The sequence below is a fragment of the Burkholderia sp. Bp8991 genome, from assembly GCF_003853795.1.
Lineage (GTDB): Bacteria > Pseudomonadota > Gammaproteobacteria > Burkholderiales > Burkholderiaceae > Burkholderia.
The window spans coordinates 16,942-42,329 of sequence record NZ_QTQJ01000028.1 but is presented as its reverse complement, the minus strand read 5'-3'; the positions used below and the strand labels follow the sequence as shown (position 1 = coordinate 42,329).

24 protein-coding genes are annotated in these 25,388 nt (G+C 68.0%); 16 read left to right on the top strand and 8 right to left on the bottom strand.

Features of this window, described 5'->3' with window-relative positions; translation table 11 throughout:
* Window positions 1-12: 12 nt before the first annotated feature.
* The 3 genes from DIE02_RS26750 (at window position 13) to DIE02_RS26740 (ending at window position 2,559) form a co-directional block, all read left to right on the top strand.
* Window positions 13-981 (top strand): chemotaxis protein CheX, encoded by a 969-nt coding sequence (locus DIE02_RS26750; RefSeq protein ID WP_044843940.1) that lies wholly within the window; start codon window positions 13-15, stop codon window positions 979-981.
* Between the two features lie 36 nt (window positions 982-1,017).
* On the top strand, window positions 1,018-1,383 hold the full coding sequence (locus tag DIE02_RS26745) for a response regulator (RefSeq protein ID WP_006765703.1): 366 nt from the start codon (window positions 1,018-1,020) through the stop codon (window positions 1,381-1,383).
* Window positions 1,384-1,764: 381 nt separating this feature from the next.
* A complete protein-coding gene (locus DIE02_RS26740) occupies window positions 1,765-2,559 on the top strand; it encodes an enoyl-CoA hydratase (RefSeq protein WP_124488848.1) in 795 nt (264 codons plus the stop codon).
* 202 nt (window positions 2,560-2,761) lie between these two features.
* Here DIE02_RS26740 and alr read toward each other — a convergent pair whose 3' ends face one another.
* Window positions 2,762-3,883 carry an alanine racemase gene (alr, locus tag DIE02_RS26735; protein ID WP_124488847.1) on the bottom strand — a complete coding sequence of 374 codons (1,122 nt, stop codon included), beginning with the start codon at window positions 3,881-3,883 and terminating at the stop codon, window positions 2,762-2,764.
* Between the two features lie 347 nt (window positions 3,884-4,230).
* The gene (locus tag DIE02_RS26730; protein ID WP_124488846.1) at window positions 4,231-5,184 is read right to left on the bottom strand and encodes a LysR family transcriptional regulator; all 954 of its coding nucleotides are present in this window, start codon (window positions 5,182-5,184) and stop codon (window positions 4,231-4,233) included.
* Window positions 5,185-5,303: 119 nt separating this feature from the next.
* On the opposite strand from DIE02_RS26730, the gene DIE02_RS26725 reads away from it, so the two are divergent.
* From DIE02_RS26725 to DIE02_RS26685, 9 genes are all read left to right on the top strand, one after another.
* Window positions 5,304-8,846: an ABC transporter ATP-binding protein gene (locus DIE02_RS26725; protein ID WP_124488845.1), complete on the top strand. Its 3,543-nt coding sequence runs from the start codon at window positions 5,304-5,306 to the stop codon at window positions 8,844-8,846.
* A 355-nt stretch (window positions 8,847-9,201) separates the two neighbouring features.
* Window positions 9,202-9,954 (top strand): glutamine ABC transporter substrate-binding protein GlnH, encoded by a 753-nt coding sequence (gene glnH, locus DIE02_RS26720; RefSeq protein ID WP_044843946.1) that lies wholly within the window; start codon window positions 9,202-9,204, stop codon window positions 9,952-9,954.
* 66 nt (window positions 9,955-10,020) lie between these two features.
* On the top strand, window positions 10,021-10,677 hold the full coding sequence (gene glnP, locus DIE02_RS26715; RefSeq protein ID WP_044843947.1) for a glutamine ABC transporter permease GlnP: 657 nt from the start codon (window positions 10,021-10,023) through the stop codon (window positions 10,675-10,677).
* On the top strand, window positions 10,674-11,402 hold the full coding sequence (gene glnQ / locus DIE02_RS26710) for a glutamine ABC transporter ATP-binding protein GlnQ (protein WP_014899691.1): 729 nt from the start codon (window positions 10,674-10,676) through the stop codon (window positions 11,400-11,402). Before glnP ends, glnQ begins: the two co-directional genes overlap by 4 nt.
* A gap of 20 nt (window positions 11,403-11,422) precedes the next feature.
* Window positions 11,423-12,472, top strand: coding sequence for a C45 family peptidase (locus tag DIE02_RS26705; protein WP_124488843.1), 1,050 nt, complete (start codon window positions 11,423-11,425; stop codon window positions 12,470-12,472).
* Window positions 12,473-12,486: 14 nt separating this feature from the next.
* Complete coding sequence (locus DIE02_RS26700) at window positions 12,487-13,821, top strand: aspartate aminotransferase family protein (protein WP_124488842.1); 1,335 nt, start codon at window positions 12,487-12,489, stop codon at window positions 13,819-13,821.
* A gap of 25 nt (window positions 13,822-13,846) precedes the next feature.
* Window positions 13,847-14,401 (top strand): carboxymuconolactone decarboxylase family protein, encoded by a 555-nt coding sequence (locus tag DIE02_RS26695; protein WP_124488841.1) that lies wholly within the window; start codon window positions 13,847-13,849, stop codon window positions 14,399-14,401.
* A gap of 209 nt (window positions 14,402-14,610) precedes the next feature.
* Window positions 14,611-15,510 (top strand): lipid A hydroxylase LpxO, encoded by a 900-nt coding sequence (gene lpxO / locus DIE02_RS26690; RefSeq protein ID WP_124488840.1) that lies wholly within the window; start codon window positions 14,611-14,613, stop codon window positions 15,508-15,510.
* Window positions 15,511-15,679: 169 nt separating this feature from the next.
* The gene (locus tag DIE02_RS26685) at window positions 15,680-16,522 is read left to right on the top strand and encodes an extensin (RefSeq protein ID WP_124488839.1); all 843 of its coding nucleotides are present in this window, start codon (window positions 15,680-15,682) and stop codon (window positions 16,520-16,522) included.
* 114 nt (window positions 16,523-16,636) lie between these two features.
* Here the strand turns inward: DIE02_RS26685 and ahpF are convergent, their stop codons facing one another.
* Together ahpF and ahpC are read right to left on the bottom strand one after the other, a co-directional pair.
* Complete coding sequence (gene ahpF / locus DIE02_RS26680; RefSeq protein WP_124488838.1) at window positions 16,637-18,235, bottom strand: alkyl hydroperoxide reductase subunit F; 1,599 nt, start codon at window positions 18,233-18,235, stop codon at window positions 16,637-16,639.
* Between the two features lie 128 nt (window positions 18,236-18,363).
* On the bottom strand, window positions 18,364-18,927 hold the full coding sequence (gene ahpC / locus DIE02_RS26675; RefSeq protein ID WP_006750178.1) for an alkyl hydroperoxide reductase subunit C: 564 nt from the start codon (window positions 18,925-18,927) through the stop codon (window positions 18,364-18,366).
* 320 nt (window positions 18,928-19,247) lie between these two features.
* On the opposite strand from ahpC, the gene DIE02_RS26670 reads away from it, so the two are divergent.
* From DIE02_RS26670 to DIE02_RS26660, 3 genes are read left to right on the top strand one after another with little or no spacing between them, the layout of a single operon-like run.
* The gene (locus tag DIE02_RS26670) at window positions 19,248-20,213 is read left to right on the top strand and encodes an ABC transporter substrate-binding protein (protein WP_124488837.1); all 966 of its coding nucleotides are present in this window, start codon (window positions 19,248-19,250) and stop codon (window positions 20,211-20,213) included.
* Window position 20,214: 1 nt separating this feature from the next.
* A complete protein-coding gene (locus DIE02_RS26665) occupies window positions 20,215-21,519 on the top strand; it encodes a dicarboxylate/amino acid:cation symporter (protein ID WP_124488836.1) in 1,305 nt (434 codons plus the stop codon).
* 10 nt (window positions 21,520-21,529) lie between these two features.
* Window positions 21,530-22,231 carry an aspartate/glutamate racemase family protein gene (locus DIE02_RS26660; protein ID WP_124488835.1) on the top strand — a complete coding sequence of 234 codons (702 nt, stop codon included), beginning with the start codon at window positions 21,530-21,532 and terminating at the stop codon, window positions 22,229-22,231.
* Between the two features lie 39 nt (window positions 22,232-22,270).
* Here DIE02_RS26660 and DIE02_RS26655 read toward each other — a convergent pair whose 3' ends face one another.
* From DIE02_RS26655 to DIE02_RS26640, 4 genes are all read right to left on the bottom strand, one after another.
* The gene (locus DIE02_RS26655) at window positions 22,271-22,636 is read right to left on the bottom strand and encodes a type II toxin-antitoxin system VapC family toxin (protein ID WP_124488834.1); all 366 of its coding nucleotides are present in this window, start codon (window positions 22,634-22,636) and stop codon (window positions 22,271-22,273) included.
* Complete coding sequence (locus tag DIE02_RS26650; protein ID WP_124488833.1) at window positions 22,630-22,812, bottom strand: hypothetical protein; 183 nt, start codon at window positions 22,810-22,812, stop codon at window positions 22,630-22,632. The genes DIE02_RS26655 and DIE02_RS26650 overlap by 7 nt, the downstream gene beginning before the upstream one ends.
* A complete protein-coding gene (locus DIE02_RS26645) occupies window positions 22,806-23,024 on the bottom strand; it encodes a ribbon-helix-helix protein, CopG family (protein WP_044843958.1) in 219 nt (72 codons plus the stop codon). The genes DIE02_RS26650 and DIE02_RS26645 overlap by 7 nt, the downstream gene beginning before the upstream one ends.
* A 111-nt stretch (window positions 23,025-23,135) precedes the next feature.
* Window positions 23,136-24,029 carry a LysR substrate-binding domain-containing protein gene (locus DIE02_RS26640; RefSeq protein WP_124488832.1) on the bottom strand — a complete coding sequence of 298 codons (894 nt, stop codon included), beginning with the start codon at window positions 24,027-24,029 and terminating at the stop codon, window positions 23,136-23,138.
* A 177-nt stretch (window positions 24,030-24,206) separates the two neighbouring features.
* On the opposite strand from DIE02_RS26640, the gene DIE02_RS26635 reads away from it, so the two are divergent.
* Window positions 24,207-25,373 carry a branched-chain amino acid ABC transporter substrate-binding protein gene (locus DIE02_RS26635; RefSeq protein WP_124488831.1) on the top strand — a complete coding sequence of 389 codons (1,167 nt, stop codon included), beginning with the start codon at window positions 24,207-24,209 and terminating at the stop codon, window positions 25,371-25,373.
* Window positions 25,374-25,388 lie beyond the last annotated feature (15 nt).

Here is a 25,388-nt window from a genome sequence, read left to right as displayed (position 1 = left end):
GGACTCCGCGACATGACCGTAGACCAACCCGTCAGCAAGGTGCTCGTGCTCGACGACAGCCGCGCGCATGCGGCGACGCTCAAGCGCTTCTGCGACGAGCACAACCTGGTCGGCCTGACCGTGCGGCGCAACCGGCTGCTGAAGGTGCTGCGCTCGAACATCGATCTCGGCGCGATCCTGCTCGCCGAGGACTACGGCGGCTCGCCGGACGAAAGCGCGATCGTCGCGACGCAGATCGATGCGCTGCGCCCCGAGCTGCCGATCATCCTGCGCCGCATGTCGAATGCAGGGGACGCGTCGCGCGACGGGCTGCCCGATGCGCTCGCACGCGTCGCGTGCGCGGCCTACGTCGCCGACGACCTGACGCCGCTCAAGCGCGCGATCGACGAGTACCTGTTCGGCCGCGACTACCCGAACGCACTGGTGCGCGGCATCGCGGAGATCACCGAGGCGCGGCTCGACAGCCTGTTCCCGGGCATGACGATCGAGCGCGACACGCCGTGCATCGTGCGCGACCAGATCATCTTCGGCGAGGTGTTCAGCCTGATCGCGCTGGAAAGCGCATGGTGCCGCGGCTACATGCTGCTGCAGACGAGCGAGCAGCCGCTGCTCGACATGATCGGCGGCACGCGCGACGACGGCCGGGCACCCGATTTCCGCGACGTGAACAGCGTGCTCGGCGAGCTGACCAACCTCGTGTGGGGCGCGTTCAAGAACCGCTATCTCGGCGACGCGGAGGCCCTTGCGCGCCATCCGGTGCAGGTGCCGCTCGTCGTCAATCACAAGCAGAAGTTCATTTCGTTCGGCGGCGACTGTCCGCAGCTCTGTTTCAAGTACCGGATGACCGACCCCGCATCGGGGCGGTCGGTGCGGCTCGACCAGCGTTTCGTGTTCAGCCTGAGCTGGTCGCCGGAGGATTTCCGCGAATCCGTGCAGGACGTGGGGCCAATGGTGGAAGCGGGCGAACTCGAACTGTTTTGAATGTTGAAGTCGGCAACGACGAAAGGGGAAGACGGCATGGCAAAGATTCTGGTGGTCGACGATTCGGGCACGGTGCGCGACGAAGTCGCGGGTTTCCTGCGCAATCACGGGCTCGACGTCGCGACGGCGGTGGACGGCAAGGACGGGCTCGCGAAGCTCAAGGCGACACCCGGCGTGCGTCTCGTGATCAGCGACGTGAACATGCCGAACATGGATGGCCTGACGATGGTCGAGAAGATCCGCGGCGAGCTGGCGAACACGTCGGTCAACGTGGTGATGCTGACGACCGAAAGCAGCCCGGCGATGAAGGAGCGCGGCAAGGCCGCCGGCGTGAAGGGCTGGATCGTGAAGCCGTTCAAGGGCGATGCGGTGCTCGACGCGCTGAAGAAGCTCGCGGGCTGAGCCGATATTCGGCGGGAGCGGGCCCGATACCGCTCGAGCGTTCAACGTTGCGGTCCGGAACGCGCGACCGCTGCGTCGCCGGTTGCAACGGGACGTTCGCAGGCGAGCATGCCGGGTACGCGCAGGGCGGAGCGATCTGCATTCCGGGCGGCGCGACGGGCGAAATTCGCGATGTGCGCTCCTGCACGCGGCCCTGACCACGCACGCGAGTGGCGCGCCGCCCGATTCCCGCGAACGTCTGCTGCGCCGGTGGTTCGTCCGCTTCGCTGGACGTCGCGCGCAAACTGGAGGACGATTCGTGATCATGTCGATCGCGAATCCGGACGCGTGTTGCCCGTGCCGCCGGTTCGCGTCCGATCGAACCCCATCGAGCGGAGCATCATGGAACCCATTCACGAGACAGCCGAGCCGATCCTGCTGCGCGAGGCCCACGACGGCGTCGTCACGCTGCGGCTGAACCGGCCGCAACAGTTCAACGCGTTGTCGGAGGCGATGCTGGCGAGCCTGCAGGACGCGTTCGATTCGCTGGCCGCCGATCCGCACGTGCGCTGTGTCGTGCTCGCCGCGCAGGGCAAGGCATTCTGCGCGGGCCACGACCTGCGGCAGATGCGCGGCAAGCCCGAACTCGATTATTACCGCACACTGTTCGCGCAATGCAGCCGCGTGATGCTCGCGATGCGCGCGCTGCGGGTGCCGGTGATCGCGCGCGTGCAGGGCATCGCGACGGCGGCCGGCTGCCAGCTCGTCGCCGCGTGCGACCTCGCCGTGGCGGCCGACACCGCGCGCTTCGCGGTGTCGGGCATCAATGTCGGGCTGTTCTGTTCGACGCCCGCCGTTGCGTTGAGCCGCAACGTGTCGGCGAAGCGCGCGTTCGACATGCTCGTCACCGGGCGTTTCATCGATGCGGCGACGGCCGCCGCGTGGGGGCTCGTCAACGAGGCCGTGCCCGAGGATGCGCTCGACGCGGCCGTCGCGCGCAAGGTCGCGGAGATAGTCGCGAAGAGCCCGGCGGCGGTGCGCTACGGCAAGCAGATGTTCTACCGGCAGCGAGAACTGCCGCTCGACGACGCATACGCTTTTGCGGGCGACGTGATGGCACGCAACATGATGGAAGAGGACGCCGGCGAGGGGATCGATGCGTTCCTGGAGAAGCGCAAGCCGACGTGGCGTGAGTAGTTCGTAGTTCGTAGTGTGTGGCGCCCGTGGACCGGTTGCGCGCTGCGTCCCGCCTGTGCTTCGCCGTCGTTACATGCGGCAAAAGCAGACCGCAAAAGCAGACCGCACAAAACAAGCGGACCGCCCGACGCGGCCCGCAAGCGGATTCCGAGCGTCCGGATGCGCAGCGACCCGCGAGCGTGCCGCCGCATCCGCGCCCCGGTTATCGCCCGTAGCTGCCCGTGCGCGGCGCCGGCTGCACCGTCGACGCGTCGGACGGCACGACCACGACCGGCACGCGGCGCGCGAGCGCGCACATCAGCTCGTAGCCGATCGTGCCGCTGGCTTCCGCGACGTCGTCGACCTTCACCTGATCGCCCCACAGCTCGACGCTCGAGCCGATGCCCGCGTCCGGGCACGGCGTCAGATCGACGGTCAGCATGTCCATCGACACGCGGCCGACGACGCGCGTCATCACGCCGTCCACCGCGATCGGCGTGCCGGTCGGCGCGTGGCGCGGATAGCCGTCCGCATAGCCGCACGCGACGACGCCGATCCGCATCGGCTGGTCGGCGGTGAAGCGGCGGCCGTAGCCGACCGTTTCTTCCGGCGCGAGCGTCTGCACGCCGATGATCTTGCTGGTCAGCGTCATCGCGGCCATCAGCGGCGTGTCGGCGATGTGCCGCGACGCGCCGGTCGGCGACGCGCCATACAGGATCGTGCCAGGCCGAACCCAGTCGCGATGCGCGCGCGGATGCCACAGCACGGCCGCCGAATTCGATGTCGAGCGCTCGCCCGGAATCCCGGCGGTGGCCGCATCGAACTGCTCGAGCTGCCAGTCGACTTCGCCTTCGTCGGCGTTTGCGAAATGCATCATCAGCGTGATCTTGCCGATCGACGGCGCGGCCGCGGCGCGCTCCCACGCGGCACGGAATGCGTGGGGCCGGTAGCCGAGCCGGTTCATCCCGGAGTTCATCTTCAGCTGGATGTCGATCGGTTGCCGAGGCTTCGCGGCGATCAGCAGGTCGAGCTGCGCGTCGCAGTGCACGGCCACCGTCAGCCGGTAACGATCGGCCAGTTCGACGTCGGCCGGCTCGAAGATGCCTTCGAGCAGCAGCACCGGCTTGTCCCAGCCGAGTTCCCGCACACGCACGGCTTCGTCGAGATCGAGCAGCGCGATGCCGTCGGCGGCCGCGAGGCCCGGGTAGATCCGCTCGATCCCGTGACCGTAGGCGTTGGCCTTGATCACGGCCCATACGCGCGATTGCGCGGCGGTGCGGCGGATGAAGTCGAGGTTGTGGCGGACGGCGTCGGGACGGATATGGGCGACGATGGGACGGGGCATGGACGGGCTCGGGTCGAAAGTCGTTCGGTACGCGCGCGGGGGCGCGGGTCAGCGGCCGGTGCGTTGCGCACCCAGCCAGTGTTGAGCGCTATCTTATTGGTGTTCGACCAGTTTTAATTAACGTATTTGTCGGCGATTTGGTGGAATTTTTTGTGCCGGACCCATGTCGACACGGCCTTCGCCAGCCTGCCTTGCCGAGTCTCCCCTCCAGAAAACCGGTGCGCGAACGGCGCGGCGCAGTGCCAAGCGCTGCGTGCCCCTGTCATTGATCGATGTGCTGTTCTTCGCGAAGCCGTGACGCCGCAACGGACTGCCGACACGCGCGCCAGCATCCGGATGCGGGCGCGCTACGCACCGCCCGCGTCGCGCGCGTGACTGTCGTTGGATGCGGGTGCAACGATCTTCGCGCGCTGGAGCGGCGGGGCATCGGCTTCGCGGCGCAGGAACGCGATCAACGGATCGAGCAGCCGGTGCCGTGCCGACGGATTGCGGCGCAGCACGAAGCGCCACGACGCATCGCGCTCGAGGCCCGGCACCAGCGGCACCAGGCGGCCGCTGCGCAGTTCGGGCTCGATCAGCGGCACACGGCCGAGCGCGATGCCCGCGCCGCCCACCGCCGCGCCGATCACCTGGCTGAAACTGCTGTAACGGACGATCTTCGTCTCGAAGTCGTCCGGCAGGCCGAAGTGCACGGCCCAGTTGCGCCAGTCGATCTCGGGGCTGTCCTCGTGCATCTCCTGCAGCAGCCGCGAGCGGCACACGTACCCGGATGCGTACGGGAACAGCTCGGGGCTGCACACCGGAAACACGGTTTCCCGCATCAGGATGTCGTCGTCGGCGCGCAGCCGGTGCGCGGGCACGTGCACGATCGCGAGATCGACGCCGCTGCGCGCGAAATCCGGTTCGTCGTCGACCACGATGGCATGCAGCGGCGTGTCGGGATGAAGCGACGAAAATTCCGCGAGACGGCGCGCGAGCCACATCGACGAAAACGGCGCGTTGGCGGACACCGTCAGCCGTTGCGCGGTGGTGCCGCGAATCTCGGCGCACGCGTCGGTCAGCTTCGACAGCGCATCGCTGACGGCCGGCAGCAGGCGGGCGCCCGCTTGCGTGAGGCCGATGCCGCCGAGCCCCGTGCTGCGTTCGAGCAGGCGGGTACCCAGCGATTCCTCGAGCGCGCGGATCTGGTGACTGATCGCGCTCGTCGACACGTTCAGCTCGGCCGCCGCGCGCGCGAACCCGCCGAGGCGGACGGCCGCCTCGAAAGCACGCAGCGCGCTGAGGGGAGGGAGGTGCGACATGCGGGGTATTGTAGTTGACTCAACACCCGTTGAAAAATCATCTTTTGCCGCGCGTCGGGGGTGCGGGTAGCCTTGGTCCGGTCAATCGAATCGCAACGAAAAACCGACCGGAGGGCTTCATGTATTTCGACCGACGACTATGGGCGATGATGGCGGGATTGCGCTGGCGGGTCGCCGCCGCGGTCGCGCTCGGGCTGCTCGCGATGGGTGTCGGCATCCTGCGGTTCGTGTTTCTCGGCCGTGTGCTCGCGCTCGTCTTTGCCGGCGCGCCGGCGCGCGATATCGCCGAAACCGTCGTTGCAACCGCGGCCTGCGTGCTGCTGCGCGCATGGCTCGACCATCGTCGCGCGGTGCTCGCGCAGCACACGGCCGGGCGCGTACAGTCCACGCTGCGCGCGCGGCTGTTCGACCGGATCGCGGCGCTCGGCCCCGCATGGTTCAGCGGCGAGCGCACGGGCGGCGTGATGCTGGCCGTCGTCGACGGCGTCGAACAGCTGCAGACCTTCTTCGGCGTCTACCTGCCGCAGCTCGTGATCGCCGCGTGCGCGCCGGTGATGATCTTCGCGGTGCTCGCATGGTGGGACGTGCCGACGGCCGCGATCCTGCTGGTTGCGGCGCTCGTCACGCTCGCGCTGCCGCAACTCGTGCATCGCGCCGACCGGCGCGCGGCGCTCGCCCGCTCGGCCGCGTTCAAGGCGTTCGGCGAGGAGTTTCTCGACGCGGTGCAGGGCCTGCCGACGCTGAAGGCGTTCGGGCAGAGCGGCGCGTTCGGCGCGAAGCTGGCGGCGAAGGCGCGCGCATTGTCCGACAGCACGTTCTGGGTGCTCGCGCTCGGGCTGCTGACGCGGCTCTTCACCGATCTCGGCACCGGCCTCGGCGCGGCGGCGGCGATCGCGGTCGGCGCATGGCGCGTGCGCCACGGCGACATGAGCCTCGAGGCGCTGCTGATCGTGCTGATGGCCGGCAGCGAAATCTTCCGGCCGCTGCGCGACCTGCGCGGCGTGCTGCACCAGGGGATGATCGGCCAGTCGGCGGCGAACGCGATTCACGCGCTGCTCGATGCGGGCAGCGACACGCCGGCCGCCGCGGCGCCGCGCGTGCCGCACCTGCGGCCGGAGATCGTGTTCGACGGCGTCAGCTTCGCGTATCCGGGGCGTCGCGCGGATGCGCATGCGGCGCTGGGCTTCACGGTGCGCGAAGGCGAGACGGTCGCGATCGTCGGCCCGAGCGGCGCGGGCAAGTCGACCATCGTGCGCCTGCTGCTGCGCCAGCACGATGCGCAGGGCGGCACGATCCGCATCGGCGGGCACGACGTGCGCACGCTCGACGCCGATCAGGTGCGCGAGATGATCGCGGTGGTCGCGCAGGACGCGACGCTGTTCGACGGCAGCGTCGCCGACAACCTGCGGCTCGGCCGTCCCGACGCGAGCGACGCGGACATGATCGCGGCCGCGCGAGCCGCCAACGCGCACGATTTCATCTCGGCGCTGCCCGACGGCTATGCGACGCGCATCGGCGAACGCGGGCTGATGCTGTCGGGCGGCCAGCGCCAGCGGATCGCGATCGCGCGCGCACTGTTGCGCGATGCGCCGATCCTGCTGCTCGACGAGGCGCTGTCGTCGGTCGATGCGGAGAACGAAGCGCTGATCCAGCAAGCGCTCGACCGGCTCACGCGCGGGCGCACGACGCTCGTGCTCGCGCACCGGCTGTCCAGCGTGATCGGCGCCGATCGCATCCTGGTGCTCGACCAGGGGCGGGTGGTCGACGCGGGCACGCACGCGGAACTGATCGCGCGCGACGGCCCGTATCGCCAGCTGATGGGGCCGCAGCTGGAGGCAGCCGCCGAAGCCGTCGGCACGGCCGCGATGGCCGGCGGCGCGGGCGCGCGTGCTGCATCGGGCCCGCAGGTCAGGCCGCTGAACGACGACGCGGCGACGATCGGCTGGCCCGAAACGTTGCGCGCGCTGCTGCGCTTCGTCGGTCCGTGGAAGGGCAAGGTCGTGTTGACCGTGCTGTTCGGGATCGGCCGCGTGCTCGCGTTCATCGGCGTCGGCGTGATCGGTGCGCGGGTGGTCGGCGGCGTGTCGGACGGACACGCGAACGGCGCGCTCGTCGCGGCGCTGCTGGTCGTCGCGCCGGTCGCGGCGGTGCTGCACTGGCTCGAATCGTGGCTCGCGCACGACATCGCGTACCGGCTGCTCGCCGAGATGCGCATCGCGCTGTTCGCGACGCTCGAACGGCTCGCGCCGGCCGGTTTGCTGCGGCGCCGTTCCGGCGATCTGGTCGCGCTCGCGACGCAGGACGTCGAGACCGTCGAATACTTCTATGCGCATACGCTCGCGCCGGCGTTCGTCGCGGTGCTGGTGCCGGCCGGCGTGCTGGTGCTGCTCGCGTCGGTCGCATGGCCGCTCGCGCTGGTGTTGCTGCCGTTCCTGCTGTGGGCCGGGCTGGCGCCCGTGCTGGCGCGGCGCGACGTCGACCGGCTCGGCACCGGCGCACGCGAGGCGCTCGGCCTGCTCGGCGCGCACCTGACCGAAACGATCCAGGGGCTCGCGGAACTGACCGCGTTCCAGGCACTCGCGCGCCGGCGTGCCGCGTTCGTCGCGCAAGCCGACGCGTACCGGCAGCAGCGCGCGAAGCTGCTCGACGATCTGTCGGCGCAGAGCGCCGCGCTCGAAGTCGCGAGCGGGCTCGGCGGGCTGGCCGTCGCGGCGCTCGGTGCGCTGCTGTGCGCGCGCGGCTGGTTCGCGCACGAAGCGTTGCCGCTGCTGGTGCTGGTCGCGGTGGCCGCGTTCATGCCGGTGGCCGAGATCGGCCAGGTCGCGCGGCAGCTGGCCGACACGATTGCATCGACGCGGCGCTTGCGCGCGCTCGAGAAGGAGCCGGTGACGGTCGTCGACGGCGCGCATGCGCTGTCCGGCGACGCGACCGTGCGGTTCGAGGACGCGGGCTTCACGTACCCGGGCCGCGGCGTGCCGGCGATCGATCGCGTGAGTTTCGAGGTGCCGCCCGGCAGCACGGTCGCGCTGGTGGGCGCATCGGGCGCCGGCAAGTCGACCGTCGCGAGCCTGCTGCTGCGCTTCTGGGATCCGCAGCACGGGCGCGTGACGCTCGGCGGCGTCGACCTGCGCGATCTGCGGCTCGACGATCTGCGCCGGCACATCGCGCTGGTTGCGCAGGATACCTATCTGTTCAACGACACGCTCGAGGCGAACATCCGCCTCGCAGCGCACGATGCATCGGACGAGGACGTCCGGCGCGCGATCGACCACGCGGCGCTGGGCGCATTCGTAGCGCGGCTGCCCGACGGGCTCGAGACGCGGGTCGGCGAGCGCGGCGTGCAGCTGTCCGGCGGACAGCGCCAGCGCGTCGCGATCGCCCGTGCGTTCCTGAAGGATGCGCCGGTGCTGATCCTCGACGAAGCGACGTCCCACCTCGACACGATCAGCGAGCAGCAGATCCGCGCGGCGCTGGAGGATCTGATGGCACAGCGGACGTCGATCATCATCGCGCACCGGCTGTCGACCGTGCGCAACGCGGACACGATCCTCGTGCTCGAGCACGGCAGGATCATCGAGGCGGGAACGCATGCGGCGCTGATCGCGCGGCAGGGTGCGTATGCGCGGCTGGTTTCGCATCAGGCGAGCGGGGTGGCGGCGTAACGGATGTCGCATTGAAGTCATGCCGGGCGGCGTTGCCGCTCGCGATTCATTCCGTTCGTTGAGCGGCGGCGGTTGCCGGCAAATACCGCTCGCCCGCCTCATCCCCGAGTCCAGGGCCCGCCGCGCGCTCCCGCCGTCATTCCCCCGCCTTTTCCTCTGACCAATCCCGCCCGTTCCGCGCGGGTTTGTCTCGATGCAATTACTTGTTGCGCGTTTTTTTGTTGTCGTAGTATCCGTGTTGACAACACTTGTTGCACTAAGGTCTAATTCAACATCGCATGTTGCGGTGCGGCTTGATGTCGTCGTTCCCCGGCCAGCCGGCCGGTTACATCGCTCAACCATGCGGAGAAAAGCCATGAGTCGCCGTTCCTTCCTGAAAGCCGTCGCGGTGGTCGCCGCGCTCGGCGCCAGCATCGCGCACGCGGATACCAAGACGCTCGTCGTCGGGACCGATACGTCGTTCATGCCGTTCGAGTTCAAGCAGGGCGACAAGTACGTCGGCTTCGATCTCGACCTGTGGGCGGAGATCGCGAAGGACCAGGGCTGGAAATACACGATCCAGCCGATGGATTTCGCGGGCCTGATCCCGGCGCTGCAGACGCAGAACATCGACGTCGCGCTGTCGGGGATGACCATCAAGGAAGAGCGCAAGAAGGCGATCGACTTCTCCGCGCCGTACTACGACAGCGGGCTCGCGGCGATGGTGCAGGCCGACAACACGTCGATCAAGTCGATCGACGACCTGAACGGCAAGGTGATCGCAGCGAAGACGGGCACCGCGACGATCGACTGGATCAAGGCGCACCTGAAGCCGAAGGAGATCCGCCAGTTCCCGAACATCGACCAGGCGTACCTCGCGCTCGAGGCCGGCCGCGTCGACGCGGCGATGCACGACACGCCGAACGTGCTGTTCTTCGTGAACAACGAAGGCAAGGGCAAGGTGAAGGTCGCGGGCCAGCCGGTGAGCGGCGACAAGTACGGGATCGGCTTCCCGAAGGGCAGCCCGCTCGTGCCGAAGGTCAACGCGTCGCTCGTGAAGATCAAGTCCGACGGCCGCTACGCGCAGATCTACAAGAAGTGGTTCGGCGCCGAGCCGCCGAAGCTGTGAGCGTGACGGCGCAACAGGGCGCGGCCGGGCGGCCGCGCCGGTCTTGAATCGAACGGGGAGCGACACGTGAATTTCGATTGGTCGGCGATCTGGGCGGCGTTGCCGGACCTGATGGACGGGGTCCGGTTGACGGTGTTCATCGCATTTTTCGGGCTGGTGGGCGGGTTCGTCGTCGGGATGATCGCGGGCATGTTCCGCGCATACGGACCGAAGGCGATGAACGTGCTCGCACAGGTTTATATTGAACTGATCCGCGGTACGCCGATCGTCGTGCAGGTGATGTTCCTGTACTTCGCGCTGCCGCTGCTCGCGCATATCCGCATCGACGGCCTGACGGCCGCGATCATCGCGATCACGGTGAATTCCGGCGCGTATCTCGCGGAAGTGGTGCGCGGCGCGCTGCTGTCGATCCCGAAGGGGCTGACGGAAGCGGGGCTCGCGATGGGCCTGTCGATGCCGCGCGTGCTGCTGAAGGTGGTCGGGCCGCTCGCGTTCCGCCGGCTGATTCCGCCGCTCGGCAACCAGTGCATCGTGAGCCTGAAGGACACGTCGCTGTTCATCGTGATCGGCGTCGGCGAACTGACGCGCAAGGGACAGGAAATCATTGCCGGCAATTTCCAGGCCGTCGAAATCTGGACCGCGGTGGCCATCATCTACCTGATGCTGACCGGCGCGATGACGCTGACGCTGCGGCTCGTCGAAAAGCGCATGAGGATCCTATGAGCATGATCGAATTCCAGAACGTGTCGAAGAGCTTCGGCCATGTGCCGGTGCTCAAGCATATCGACCTGAAGATCGACGCGGGCGAAGTCGTGGTCGTGATCGGTCCGTCGGGCTCGGGCAAGTCGACGATGTTGCGCTGTATCAACGCGCTCGAGAAAATCACCGGCGGCGAGCTGCTGGTCGACGGCCAGAGCGTGCGCGGCAACGCGTCGACGATTCGCAACATCCGGCTCGAGGCCGGCATGGTGTTCCAGCAGTTCAACCTGTTTCCGCAGATGACCGCGCTCGAGAACGTGATGTTCGGGCCGATCCAGGTGCGCGGCGCGTCGCGCGCCGACGCGCGCGACCAGGCGATGGCGCTGCTCGACAAGGTGGGCCTCGAATCGCGCGCGAATCATTACCCGTCGGAGCTGTCGGGCGGCCAGCAGCAGCGTGTCGCGATCGCGCGTGCGCTCGCGATCCGGCCGCGGCTGATGCTGTTCGACGAGCCGACGTCGGCGCTCGATCCGGAATTGCGCCACGAAGTGCTGAAAGTGATGCAGGATCTCGCAACCGAAGGGATGACGATGATCGTCGTCACGCACGAGATCGGCTTCGCGAAGCGGGTCGGCACGCGGCTCCTGTTCATGGATCAGGGCGGCATCGCCGAGGACGGCCATCCGGTCGACCTGATCGACCGGCCGCCGACACCGCGCCTGAAGGAATTCCTGAAACACGTGTCCTGAACGAAACCGAATTGCCCGACATGCCGCTTTCCCTTTCCCCCGTCATCGCCGGCACGCCATTCGACATCGGCGTGCGTCTCGGCGAGCTTGCCCGCCCCGTGTTCGATGCGTACATGCAGCAGAGCAGCGCATGGCAGGCCGTGCGCCGCTGGCGCGGCCATCCGTTCGTCGCCGCGCTGCGGCAGGCCGCGCTGGCCGCGTACCCCGACCTCGTCGCGGAACTGGACGGGATCGCGGCGGGCGTCGGCTGGCCGGCGGAGGACATCTTCCTGTGGAACTGCCGCGGCGAACTGATCCACAACGCGCCGGACGGCTGCACGACGCTCGCCGGGCGCGACGCGCACGGCACGCGCTGGATCGCGCACAACGAGGACGGCGATCCGTACCTGCGCGAGCGTTGCCTGCTGGTCGACGTGCAGCCGCAGGGCAAGCCGGGCTTCATCAGCTTCTATTACCCGGGCTCGCTTCCGGGCCACACGTTCGCCGCGAACCGCGCGGGCATCGCGCAGGCGATCAACAACCTGCGGATCCGCACGCCCGCGGCCGGCGTGCCGCGGATGATCCTCGCGCGTGCGGTGCTCGATGCGACGTCGCTCGACGCAGCCGCCGACGTGCTGCGCACCCATGCGCGCGCGAGCGGCTTTCACCACACGCTCGGCGCGACCGGCGATACGCGGCTCTTGAGCATCGAGGCGAGCGTCGCGCGCTGTTCGGTCGTCGACGTTTCGCAACTCAGCGGCCACGCGAATCATCTCGTGCATCCGGGCTGCGAGGCAGAAGCGCAGATCGTCACGCAATCGTCCGGCGATCGCCAGCGGCGCGTCGATGCGCTGACGCCGGCCATCGATGCGATCGACGAAGCCGCGCTGCTGCGCGTGCTCGGCGATCGCGCACCGGAAGGGCTGCCGATCTATCGCGACGATCCGGCCGATCCCGACGACGAAAACACGCTGGCGACCGCCGTGTTCGCGATTCGCGACACCGCGATCGACTTCACCGTTCATCAACACGGCACGCAGCGCTTCGCGACGCGCATCGTGCCGTCCGCGCACGCGCCCCGCGCGTCCTGACCATGAGGCAACGCATGACGACCGTTTTCCATCGCGCTCCGCGCGCCACCTTGCCCGTCGCCGTCGCAGGCGACGGCATCGAGATCATCGATTCGACCGGCAAACGCTATATCGACGCATGCGGCGGCGCGGCCGTGTCGTGCCTCGGGCACAGCAACCAGCGCGTGATCGATGCGATCAAGCGGCAGGCGCAGCAACTGCCGTATGCGCATACGTCGTTCTTCACGACCGAGGTGGCCGAGGAGCTGGCCGACCGGCTCGTCGAGGCCGCGCCGGCCGGCCTCGAACACGTGTATTTCGTGTCGGGCGGATCGGAGGCGGTCGAAGCCGCATTGAAGCTTGCGCGCCAGTATTTCGTCGAAAAGGGCGAGCCGCAACGCCGCCATTTCATCGCACGCCGCCAGAGCTATCACGGCAACACGCTCGGCGCACTCGCGATCGGCGGCAACGCATGGCGGCGCGAGCCGTTCCTGCCGCTGCTGATCGAAGCGCACCACGTGAGCCCGTGCTATGCGTATCGCGACCAGCAGGCGGGAGAAACCGACGAAGCGTATGCGCAGCGCCTGGCCGACGAACTGGAGCAGAAGATCGTCGAACTCGGCGCGGAAAACGTCGCGGCGTTCGTCGCGGAGACGGTGGTCGGCGCGACGGCCGGCGCGGTGCCGCCGGTGCGTACCTACCTGAAGAAGATCCGCGCGGTGTGCGACAAGTACGGCGTGCTGCTGATTCTCGATGAAATCATGTCGGGGATGGGGCGTACCGGTTACCTGTTCGCATGCGACGAAGACGGAGTCGCGCCCGACCTGCTGACGATCGCGAAAGGGCTCGGCGCGGGTTACCAGCCGATCGGCGCGACACTGGTGAGCGATCGCATCTACCGGACGATCGTCGACGGCTCGGGCTTTTTCCAGCACGGCCATACGTATCTCGGCCACGCAACCGCCTGTGCGGCCGCGCTCGAAGTGCAGCGCGTGATCGCCGAAGAGAAGCTGCTCGACAACGTGCAGGCGCGCGGCGAGCAACTGCGGGCGTCGCTGCGCGAGCAGTACGGTGCGCATCCGCATGTCGGCGACGTGCGCGGCCGCGGGCTGTTCGTCGGCGTCGAGCTCGTGCGCGATCGCGACAGCAAGGCGACGTTCGATCCCGCGCTGAAGCTGCATGCGGCGGTCAAGCGCGAGGCGATGCAGCGCGGCCTGATGGTGTATCCGATGGGCGGCACGATCGACGGCGTGCACGGCGATCACATCCTGGTCGCACCGCCGTTCGTCTGCACCGCGCAGCAGATCGACACGATCGTCGAGCGGCTGTCCGGCGCGATCGACGCGGCGCTCGCGTCGGCCGGCGCGTGAATCACGACCTCACCGAACCCTCGCCATGACTGACAGACTGCCTCCCTTCGATCCCGCATCGGCCACCGACGAGCAGAAGGCCGTGCTCGCGGACATTCTCAGCGGCCCGCGCGGCAACCTGAACGGGCCGTTCCTCGGCTGGATCGCGAGCCCTGAGCTTGCGCAGCACGCGCAGCGGCTCGGCGCGTTCTGCCGCTATCGCACGGGTTTGCCGCTGCGGCTGTCGGAACTCGCGATTCTCGTGACGGCCGCGCGCTGGCGCTCGCAGGCCGAGTGGCACATCCACCATCCGATCGCGCTCGATGCCGGCGTGCCGGCCGCGACGGCCGAAGCGATCCGCCGTGGCGTCGAGCCGGCATTCGAATCGGACGACGATGCGCTGATCCATGCGTTCGCGACCGAGCTGTACGACACGCGGCGCGTGAGCGACGCGACGTTCGCGCGCGCGCAGGCGCGATTCGGCCACGAGACCGTGGTGAACCTCGTCGCGCTGCTCGGCTATTACGCGCTCGTGGCGATGACGCTCAACACGTTCGGTATGCGCGCTGACGGACAAACTGAGTTACCGTTTCCGGAATAATCGCCGCATGCGCGCGGGTCGGCAGCATGCCGCGCGCGCATTCCGGTTGCGCCGAAAAGCCCGTCGGCACGGGCTTTTCGGCGTGCCGGGATGATTCGATCAGCATCCTCTGCGCGTCTTGCCGACGCACCTCGCACCGCCTGCGCTTCAGCGCAGGAAATTTTCCCCGTACCTAGAATTCCGTAAAACAACTTACGGGGGAAATATCGATGCGCTGGGTCCTGTTGATCGTGTTCATTGCGTGTGTCGTCCATACGCACCGGCGCGGCAAGGTTCGGCACAGGTTGTTCAGGCAACTATCCGATCACTCGACCTTCACCGCGCCGCTGAACTGCTTTTCCTACGCGTTCTCGTCGGTGCCGACCACGCCGTTTCTCGACACGCGGCACTTTCCGGAACTCGCCGTGCTGCAGCGCGAATGGCGGACCTTCCGCGAGGAGGCGCTCGCGTTGCGCGATGCCAGCCGGATCAAGGCGTCGGGCGAGTACAACGACATCGGCTTCAATTCGTTCTTTCGCAACGGCTGGAAGCGCTTCTATCTGAAGTGGTACGACGCGCCGCATCCGTCCGCGCAGGCGCTGTGTCCGCGCACGGTCGAGATTCTGTCGCGGATTCCGTCGATCAAGGCCGCGATGTTCGCGCAGTTGCCGCCGGGCGGCAAGCTCGGCCTGCATCGCGATCCATATGCGGGCTCGCTGCGCTACCACCTCGGGCTGGACACGCCGAACGACGACGCGTGCCGGATCGTCGTCGACGGCGAGTCGTATGCATGGCGCGACGGCGAGGCCGTGATGTTCGACGAGACCTATCTGCACTGGGCCGAGAATCGCACCGCGCACGATCGCGTGATCCTGTTCTGCGACATCGACCGCCCGATGAAATATCGTTGGGCGCAGCGCATCAACGATGCGTTCGGGCAACTGCTGATGCCCGCGGCCGCGTCGCCGAACGAAACGGGCGACCGCACGGGCGGGCTCAATCATGCATTCAAGTACCTGTATGCGATTCGCCGCGCCGGCAAGCGGCTGAAGGCGTGGAATCGCACCGTGTACTACGTCGTCAAGTGGGCGCTGTTCGGCGGGATCGCGGTCGCGATCTTCTGCATCTGATGGCGAAAGGCAGACGGTGCCGAACCGTCAGACGATAGGGCGCGCAGCATCATACGGCCTCCGCGCTCTTGGGGTCGACGTCAATGCAACCAATTGTATTCGTGCGGGATCATGCGCGAACGCACGCGTATCATGGCTTGTTCACGTCGATTTGGATCGGTGAGCAAGCATGACTCGTACCCGTAAGACATTGATGATCGCCGGCGGTCTGCTGGTTGCCGCGGCAGGCAGCGGCTACGTGATGCTCCTGCGTGCGGACCACCGCGCGATCGCGGAAGCCGGCATCGGCGATGCCGCAGCACCTGCCACCGCCGTGACCGCGGCGAACGACGGTCACACCGCACAAGGCACGATCGCGCCGCCCGCGCCCGTCGCCGTCCCGTCCGCGCATGTGGACCAGGCGGTGCCGCAACCAGCGGCGGTAGCGCCGCCTGCCGCGGCCGCTGCGCGTACGAATGCGGCACCGGCTTCCGCCGCCGTCGCGCCGGTCATCGCCGCACCGGCGAAACCGGCAAAACCGGCGAAACCCAGTGCGCCGCCACCGACCGTTCACGTCGTGACGGTCGAGCCGGAGGATGCGACCCCGTCGAAGGCCAAGCCCGCGCAACCGGTACAAGCGCCGGTACAAGCAGCGCAATCGGCCCAGCCGGCGCAATCGACGCAATCGGCGCCGCCGGCCCAGGCCGCGCAGGCAGCCCGGCCGAGCCAGCAGGCGGCGTATCAGCCTCCGCAGCACGCCGCGCGCAAGCGCGACGGGCTCGAGCGGCACGCGGCAGCACCGTCCGCCAGGAAATCCGAAACCCCGGAAACCGCTGCGCTCGTGCGTGAATCGGCGAAGCTTGATCCGTCGTTGCCGGCGCCGCAATACGTGGCGACGCCGAGCGGCGATCGGCAGCACACGTCGGCGGGGGCGAATTCGGTCGCTGCCGCGATGACCGACCAGCTGGTCAGGCAGTCGAGCAATATCAAGGCGCCTGCACCGGCGAACGCCGGGCCCGGCGCGACCCAGTGAGCAGGGCGCCGCAGCGCGCGCGCCGTGCTGCTCCGCACCGGATGAAAAAGAGCCCCGCACGCCGACCAGGGCATGCGGGGCCAAGAGAGACGAACCTGTGCGGTGCGTCGCGCGTTACGCGGCGATCGCTTCTTCGACCTGCTGCGCGTCGGCCGTAGCCGGCGTCGCGTCCTGCCGGATAAGGTGATCGAACGCGCCGAGCGATGCCTTCGCGCCTTCGCCCACCGCGATCACGATCTGCTTGAACGGCACCGTCGTCACGTCGCCGGCGGCAAACACGCCCGGCACCGACGTCGCACCGCGCGCATCGACGACGATCTCGCCGTGCTTCGACAGTTCGACCGTGCCCTTCAGCCATTCGGTGTTCGGCACGAGGCCGATCTGGACGAACACCCCTTCGAGATCGACGCGCTTCGTTTCGCCCGAACGCAGATCCTTGTAGACGAGCCCGTTCAGCTTGCTGCCGTCGCCGGTCAGCTCGGTCGTCTGCGCCTGCGTGACGATCGTCACGTTCGGCAGGCTGCGCAGCTTGCGCTGCAGCACTTCGTCCGCGCGCAGTTGCGCACCGAATTCGATCAGCGTGACGGCTTTCACGATGCCGGCCAGGTCGATCGCGGCCTCGACGCCCGAGTTGCCGCCGCCGACCACCGCGACGCGCTTGCCCTTGAACAGCGGGCCGTCGCAGTGCGGGCAGTACGCGACTCCGCGGTTGCGGTATTCGCGCTCGCCCGGCACGTTGATTTCGCGCCAGCGCGCGCCGGTCGCGAGGACGATCGTCTTCGCCTTCAGCACCGCGCCGTTCGCCAGGCGGATCTGATGCACGTCGCCCGGAATCAGCGCGTCGGCGCGCTGCACGTCCATGATGTCGACGTCGTACTGCTTCACGTGCTGCTCGAGCGCCGCGGCGAACTTCGGCCCTTCGGTTTCCTGCACCGACACGAAGTTCTCGATCGCCATCGTGTCGAGCACCTGGCCGCCGAAACGCTCGGCGACGACGCCCGTCGCGATGCCCTTGCGCGCCGAGTAGATTGCCGCGGCCGCACCGGCCGGGCCGCCGCCGACGATCAGCGTGTCGAATACCGGCTTGTTCTCGAGCGACTTCGCGGCGCGCTCGCCCGCGCCCGTGTCGAGCTTCGCGAGGATTTCCTTCACGCTGCTGCGGCCCTGGCCGAACGATTCGCCGTTCAGGAACATCGTGGGCACGGCCATGATCTGGCGTGCGTCGACTTCGTTCTGGAACAGCGCGCCGTCGATCGCGACGTGGCGGATGCGCGGGTTGATCAGCGACATCACGTTCAGCGCCTGCACGACCTCCGGGCAGTTCTGGCACGACAGCGAGAAATACGTCTCGAACGCGTAGTCGCCGTCGAGCGCGCGGATCTGTTCGATCACGTCGTCGTCGAGCTTGACCGGATGGCCGCCCGTCTGCAGCAGCGCGAGCACGAGCGACGTGAATTCATGGCCCATCGGGATGCCGGCGAAGCGGATGCCGGCCGGTTTGCCGGGTTCGCCGATCGAGAACGACGGCTTGCGCTCGGCATCGTCGCGGCGTTCGGTCACGGTCACGCGCGACGTCAGCGACGCAATCTCGTTCAGCAGCGCAAGCAGTTCCTGCGATTTCGCGCTGTCGTCGAGCGATGCGACGAGTTCGATCGGGCGCGTGATCTTTTCGAGGTACGCTTTCAGTTGGTTCTTGAGATTGGCGTCGAGCATGGCGTTTCGGATTCCGTATTGATTTGGCTGCTCGGGCACGTCGTGCCGGAGGAGGGTGCGGGCCGCGCAAGGCGGCGGCCCGGCTGGGTGCTCGTTGGGCGCCTCGAGCGAGGCGCGCCGGGCGACCCTTAGATCTTGCCGATCAGGTCGAGCGACGGGGTCAGCGTTTCCGCACCCGGCGTCCACTTGGCTGGGCACACTTCACCCGGGTGTGCCGCGATGTATTGCGCAGCCTGCACCTTGCGCAGCAGTTCGCCGGCGTCGCGGCCGATGCCGTTGTCGTGGATTTCGCACAGCTTGATCTCGCCTTCCGGATTGATCACGAACGTGCCGCGCAGCGCCATCCCTTCTTCCTCGATCAGCACGTCGAAGTTGCGCGACAGCGTGAGCGTCGGGTCGCCGATCATCGGGTACTTGATCTTGCCGATCGTGTCCGACGTGTCGTGCCAGGCCTTGTGCGTGAAGTGCGTATCGGTCGACACGCCGTAGATTTCGACACCCAGCTTCTGGAATTCCGCGTAGCGGTCGGCGAGGTCGCCCAGCTCGGTCGGGCAGACGAACGTGAAGTCGGCCGGGTAGAACACGACGACGGACCACTTGCCCTTGAAGTTCTCTTCGGTCACGGGCACGAAATCGCCGTTGTGGTATGCGGTTGCCTTGAACGGTTTGATTTGGGTGTTGATGATCGGCATCTTGCGGTTTCCTTTGCTTGGGTGTTGATGAAGTGTTGCCAGTATCCGGGTTCACCCTTGGATTGTGAAATTGCTTGTTTCAATCCGCGGCATCGGGAATTTCTATCTGCATCCGGCCCCGTCGCGGCGGCCCGTCCGGGCGTCCCGTGCCATTCGGGCCGGGCCTTCCGGCGGATTTCGGCCGGCCGGCGCTTCTGACACATTGGGCGTGCGGGAGGGCGCGGCGCCGGGAAAGGGTGCCGCGCCCCGCGCCAGGGTCCGGCGCCCGTTCTGCACGAACGGCCGCGCGGTCGTTCGATACTCCCCGTCCCACTGCCGCCATGAACCTCTTTTCCGGACGCGCCGCGTGCGCGCTGCTTGCCTGGTTCCGCGAGTTCGTCCCCGAGCGGCGATGCCTGCATCGGCTCTTGCGCCGTGCGGCCTGCGTACTCGTGACCGTGTCGTGCGCCACGCCGGCGCTGGCCCTCGATGAGTCCGCGCCGGCGGCGCCCGCAGCGGTGACGGCACCCGCCACCACGGCGACCGGGCTCGTGCAGATGCCCGACGGCCGGCTGCTCGCGCCGGAGTTCGCCCGCATCGTCACGCGCGGGACGCTCGTCGTCGCGGTACTCGGCGTCGATCAGCCGCCGTTCTTCATGTCGCGCAACGGCGCATTGGCGGGCGTCGACATCGACCTCGCCGACGAGCTCGCCAAAAAGCTCGGCGTGCCGGTGCAGTTCGACCGCGATGCGCGCACGTTCGACGACGTCGTGCATCTGCTCGCGACCGGGCAGGCCGACGTCGCGATCAGCAAGCTGTCGCGTACGTTGCCGCGGGCGCAGGTGGTGCGCTTCAGCACGCCGTACATCAGCCTGCGGCGCGCGCTGCTGATCAACCGCGTCGGCTTCGCCGAACTCGCGAAAGGGCGGCCGCTGCCCGAAGTCGTGCGCGACTATCGCGGCACGATCGGCGTCGTCGCGGGGTCGGCCTACGCCGAATACGCGCGCAACGATTTCCCGGCCGCGCGGGTGCGCACCTATCCGAGCTGGCCGGCGACGCTCGACGCGCTGAACGCCGGCGCGGTCACGGCCGTGTATCGCGACGAGCTCGCGATCAAGCTCGTGATGCAGGACGACCCGACCGCGCCGATCCGGCTGCGCGTCGCGACCTTCGACGACCTCACCGACGCGCTTGCCGTCGGCGTGCCGGTGTCCATGCCGACGCTGCTTGCGTTCGTCAATCAGTTCCTGGCCGAGCGCAACAAGCGGCTCGACGTGAAATCCCTGCTCGATGCGATGTGTCACTGACATGAACATGAACGAGAACATCAGGATCACACCGCGCATCGAGCGGCTGCATGCGCTCGCGATCCATCCGTTGACGGTCTTCGGCAGCCTCGCGCTCGGAATCGTGGCGGGCGTGTTGTGGCCGGCGGCCGCGCCGCAATTCGACTACGTGGGCCAGGTGTACGTCGGCCTGCTCAAGATGACGGCGCTGCCGTTCATGACGGCCGCGGTGATCTTCAGCCTGCAGCGGCTGCTGCGCGACGGCAACGCGTCGGATCTCGTGCTGCGCGTGATCACGATCTTCAGCTGCGTGTCTGTGTTCGTCGTCGCCGTCGGCGCGGTCGTGCTGGTCGCAATGCGGCCGGGCGAGCACCTGTCGACCGCGACGCTGAAGGCGTTCGGTGCGCTGGTCGGCAGCGACGGCGCGGCGAGCGATACCGTGATGACGCTGTACGGCAGCGATCCCGCGGAGAAGTCGTCGGGCCTCGCCGACATGCTGATCGCGCTGGTGCCCGGCAACTTCTTCGCGGCGCTCGCGAGCGGCGACACGCTGAAGGCGCTGGTGTTCTCGCTGTTCTTCGGGTTCGCGTCGGGGCGCGTGCCGGCCAGCATCTCGGCGGCGCTGAGCCAGACGCTGGAGACCGTCTATTGCACGTGCCAGAAGATCATGCACTGGCTCGCGTATCCGACGCCGATCGTGCTGTTCTGCGGCGGCGCCGCGCAGATCGGCACGTCGGGGTTCGGGCCGCTCGAGGCGATGGTCCGCTTCGTCGCCGCGTTCGCCGTCGTCGCGCTCGTGCTGATCGCGGCGGCGCTCGTCGTGATCTGGAAGCGCTCGGGCGCGACGCTGGGCGGGACGCTCGCCGGCTTGCGCACGCCGTTCGCGATGGCACTCGCCACGCGCAGCAGCGTGGCCTGCATGCCGAGCATGATCGAGTGTCTGGCCGACGGCTTCGGCTTTGCCCGCGCGCGCGTCGAGCTGGTCGTGCCGCTCGCCGTGTCGCTGCTGCGCGTCGGGCCGATGGTCTATTACGCGAGTGCGACGCTGTTCGTCGCGCAACTCTACGAACGGTCGCTCGGCCCCGGCGAGCTGTGCGTCGTGCTGGTCGCGTCGGTGCTGGCCGGGTTCGCGTCGACGGGCACGTCGGGCGTCGTGACGGTGTCGCTCGCCGGCATGGTGTGCGCGGCGCTGCACCTGCCGTTCGAGGCCGCGTTCGTGCTGTTCGTGGCGGTCGATCCGTTCTGCGAGATATTGCGGACGCTGTTGCTGGTGATCGGCAACTCGGCCGTCGTATCCGCGATCTGCGCGCGGCCGCCGCGCGCGTGAAGGAGACGTCATGGCACTCGTCGGCGTACTGGGCGGAATGGGGCCGCTGGCCACGGTCGACTTCATGCATCGCGTGATGCGCCTGACGCGCGCGCGTTGCGACCAGGAGCACCTGCCGATGGTCGTCGCGAACCTGACGCAGACGCCCGATCGTTCGCGCGCGATCATCGACGGCGGGCCCGATCCGCTGCCGGCGCTGCTCGATGGCGTCGCGCTGCTGAACCGCTGCGGTGTCGACGTGATTGCGATCCCGTGCAATTCGGCGCATCACTGGTATGCGCCGCTGCGCGAACGCAGCGCGGCGCCGATCCTGCATATCGTCGATGCGTCGGTGGCCGCGTTGCCGGCCGGCGTGCGGCGCGTCGCCGTGCTCGCCACGGGCGGCACGCTGGTGTCGGGCTTCTACCAGGCGGCGCTGCGTGCGCGCGGCTTCGAGCCCGTGATGCCGGACGCGGCCGCGCAGCGCGACATCGCCGCGTGCATCGCGGCGGTCAAGGCGGGCAAGATCGATGCGTCGGTGCGGTGCCTGTCGCGCGCGCTCGCGACGCTGGCGCGACGGGACGTGGGCGTCGCGGTGATGGGCTGCACGGAAATCCCGATCGCCGCGCGGGCGGTGCGCGATGCGCCGTTTGCATTGGTCGACAGCACGAACGAGCTGGCGCGCGCGACGGTCGCCTATTCGGCCGAGCGCGGATGGGGGCGGGCGGTGTGACGCGCGGATGTCCGCCACGCATGACGGACGCCGCTCGCGCTAGATCTGATACGGCGCGCGGACGCCCGGTTCGGTGACCGGAAAATCCTTCGTGTTGCGCGATACGAGCAACAGGCCGTTCACTTGCGCCGATGCCCAGACGATCGCATCGGGCAGACGAATGCGACGTTCCTTGCGAATCGTTACGGCGCGGTTCGCCACCATGCTGTCGAGCGGGATGATGTCGAACGACGAAAGCCATGCGCGAATTGCCGCATCGTCGCGGGCCGTCGCGCCGACCATGACCTCCATCCAGGTCACGATGCTGATCGCCCGGTAGTCGTAGCGGGCCAGCTCCGCGCGCGCGGACTCCGCGCCGCCGAGATAGTCGATCAGGATGTTGGTATCGAAGAGGGCTCTTACCATTCCGCGCGCAATGCCTCCTGCCAGGCGAGCCCGTCGAGCGCACGCGCTTTCCAGAGACCGAACACGGTGTGGGCATGGGGCAGCCGTTGCTGCACCTGCACGAGGCAGGCGTCGGCCGGAAGCGCGCGGCCCGCATACCCGGCCGCGCTTTGAGTGTCGATGTGTGCTTTTACCATTCCGAACGCAGTGCCTCCTGATAGGTGAGCCCGTCGACCGCGCGATCCTTCCACAGGCCGAATACGTGATCGGCATGCGCGCGCTTGTGTTGCGCGATATACGCGTCGATCGCGTCGCGAATGATCGCGGCGCGAGGGCGTTGCTCAGTCTCGACGATGGCGGCCAGTTCGTCGAGCTGGCCATTCGACAGATCGATCAGGATACGGCTCATCGCAACCTCCGATATATGATATGCATATCATATATATGCATGCGGACGTCCGCAAGTCACCGGCTTGCCCGGCAAGCGCGCCGTTGCGCCGGCAGGCGGCGCAACGGCGGCTCAGGCGGCGATCTTCCTCAGCCAGTCGGCGAGCCGTCTCGCCCCGTCCGGCATGTCCGCATCCTCGCGCGTGCACAGGTAGTAGTCGCGCCCGTCGTCGAGCGCGTGGTCGAACAGCTTCACGAGTTCGCCGCTGGCCAGTTCGCGCTCGACCAGCGGCGCGCGCAGCAGCGCCGCGCCGAGATCCGCGCGCGCCGCGCTCAGCGTCAGTTGCCCGTCCTCGAACATCGGACCTACCGCATGCGACACGTGCCGCACGCCGGCGCCCTGCAGCCAGTTGACCCAGGTGCTGCGATCCTCGTCGTGCACGAGCGGCGCCTGCGCGAGATCGGCCGGCGTGCGGAACGGCCCGTGGCGTTTCAGGAACGACGGGCTGCACATCGGCACCATCGCGCCCGGCAGCAGCCGCTCGCAGCGGTAGCTGGGCCAGTCGCCGGTGCCGAAGCGGATCGACAGGTCGGACGCGTCGCTTCGATAGTTGCGGTGATGCGCGTACAGCACGGTCACGTCGACGTCGGTGTTCTCGGCGAGGAACGCGTGCAGCCGCGGGATGAACCAGCCGATGCCGAGCAGCGGAATCAGGCTGATCGTGATCTGCCGCAGCGACGACCGGTCGCGCACGAAGCGCGTCGCGCTGCGCAGCACCGAGAACGCGGCGCTGATCGAGCGGTAGTAGTCGCGCCCCTCGTCGGTGAGCGCGAGCAGCCGGCCTTCGCGCACGGTCAGCGGCGTCTGGATGAACGCCTCGAGCAGCTGCAACTGGTGGCTGACCGCGGACGGCGTGATGTCGAGCTCGTGCGCGGCAGCGGTGACCGACCCGAGGCGCGCGAATGCCTCGAACGCGCGGACGGCGCGTAACGGCGGATCGTGCGGCAATTGTTCGATATTTTTCATGTGTCGAATTTTATAGAAAAATCAGGGTAAGCGACAACGTAAAAATATCCTTTATTTACAGTAGATTGCGCTATTGTGTCGGGAATGGCATAAGCATCCAACAATTGAATATTTGGGGTTAGAGTGTCGAATATTTAATATTTTTCATGTTTTGATTCGAGTCTCCGAGCCCCGCACATGAAAATCGCCTTTCTTCCCGCCAGCTTCGCATTCTCCGCGGCCGCGCTGATCGCCGCCGTTCCCGCCTTCGCGCAGTCCGCGCCGCAGACGATCCTGATCGGTCTCGCCGCGCCGCTCACCGGCCCGTCCGCTCGGATCGGCAAGGATCTGCAAAACGGCGCGCAACTCGCGATCGACGACGCGAACGCGAAACATCCGAGCATCGGCGGCAAGCCGGTCGTCTACAAGCTCGTCGCGGCCGACGATCAATCCGACCCGCGCACGGCCGTCGCGGTCGCGCAGCAGCTCGTCGACCAGCACGTGATCGGCGTCGTCGGCCACTGGAACACGGGTTGCAGCGTGCCGGCGTCGCGCGTCTACCGCGATGCGGGCATTGCGCAGATCGCGCCGGCGTCCACCGGTCACCAATACACGCAGCAGGGCTACGCGACGGCGTTCCGCATCATGGGTCACGACGATGCGGGCGGCAATTTCACCGGCGCCTACGCGGTGAAGACGCTGAAGGCGAAGCGCATCGCGGTGATCGACGATCGCACGTCGTTCGGTGCAGGCCTCGCCGACCAGTTCATCAAGGGCGTGCAGGCGAACGGCGGCACGATCGTCGATCGCCAGTACGTGAACGACAAGACGACCGACTTCAGCGGCGTGCTGACCGCGGTCAAGGGCAAGCGCGCGGATCTCGTGTTCTTCGGCGGGCTCGACGCGCAGGCTGCGCCGATCGCGCGCCGGATGCGCCAGCTCGGTGTGAACGCGCCGCTGCTCGGCGCCGGCGGCTTCGTGAGCCAGACCTTCCTGTCGCTCGCGGGCAAGGACGGCGACGGCGTGACGGCGCTCGAACCGGGCCTGCCGCTCGACCGGATGCCGGGCGGCAAGGCGTTCGACGCCCAGTACCGCGCACGCTTCAACGCGCCGATCGAGCTGCATGCGCCGTTCGCGTACGACGCGGCGGCCACGCTGATCGCGGCCGCGCAAAAGGCCGGCACGACGCAGCCGGCGAAGCTGGTCGCGGCCGTGCGCGCGATCGACCGGCCCGGCGTGACCGGCCGGGTCGCGTTCGACGGCGAAGGCAACCTGAAGGACCCGGCATTCACGATCTACCAGGTGCGCGGCGGCAAGTGGACCGTCGTCGACGTGCTCGGCGGCGCGCACCCGGCAACGAAATGACGACGGAGACGAACC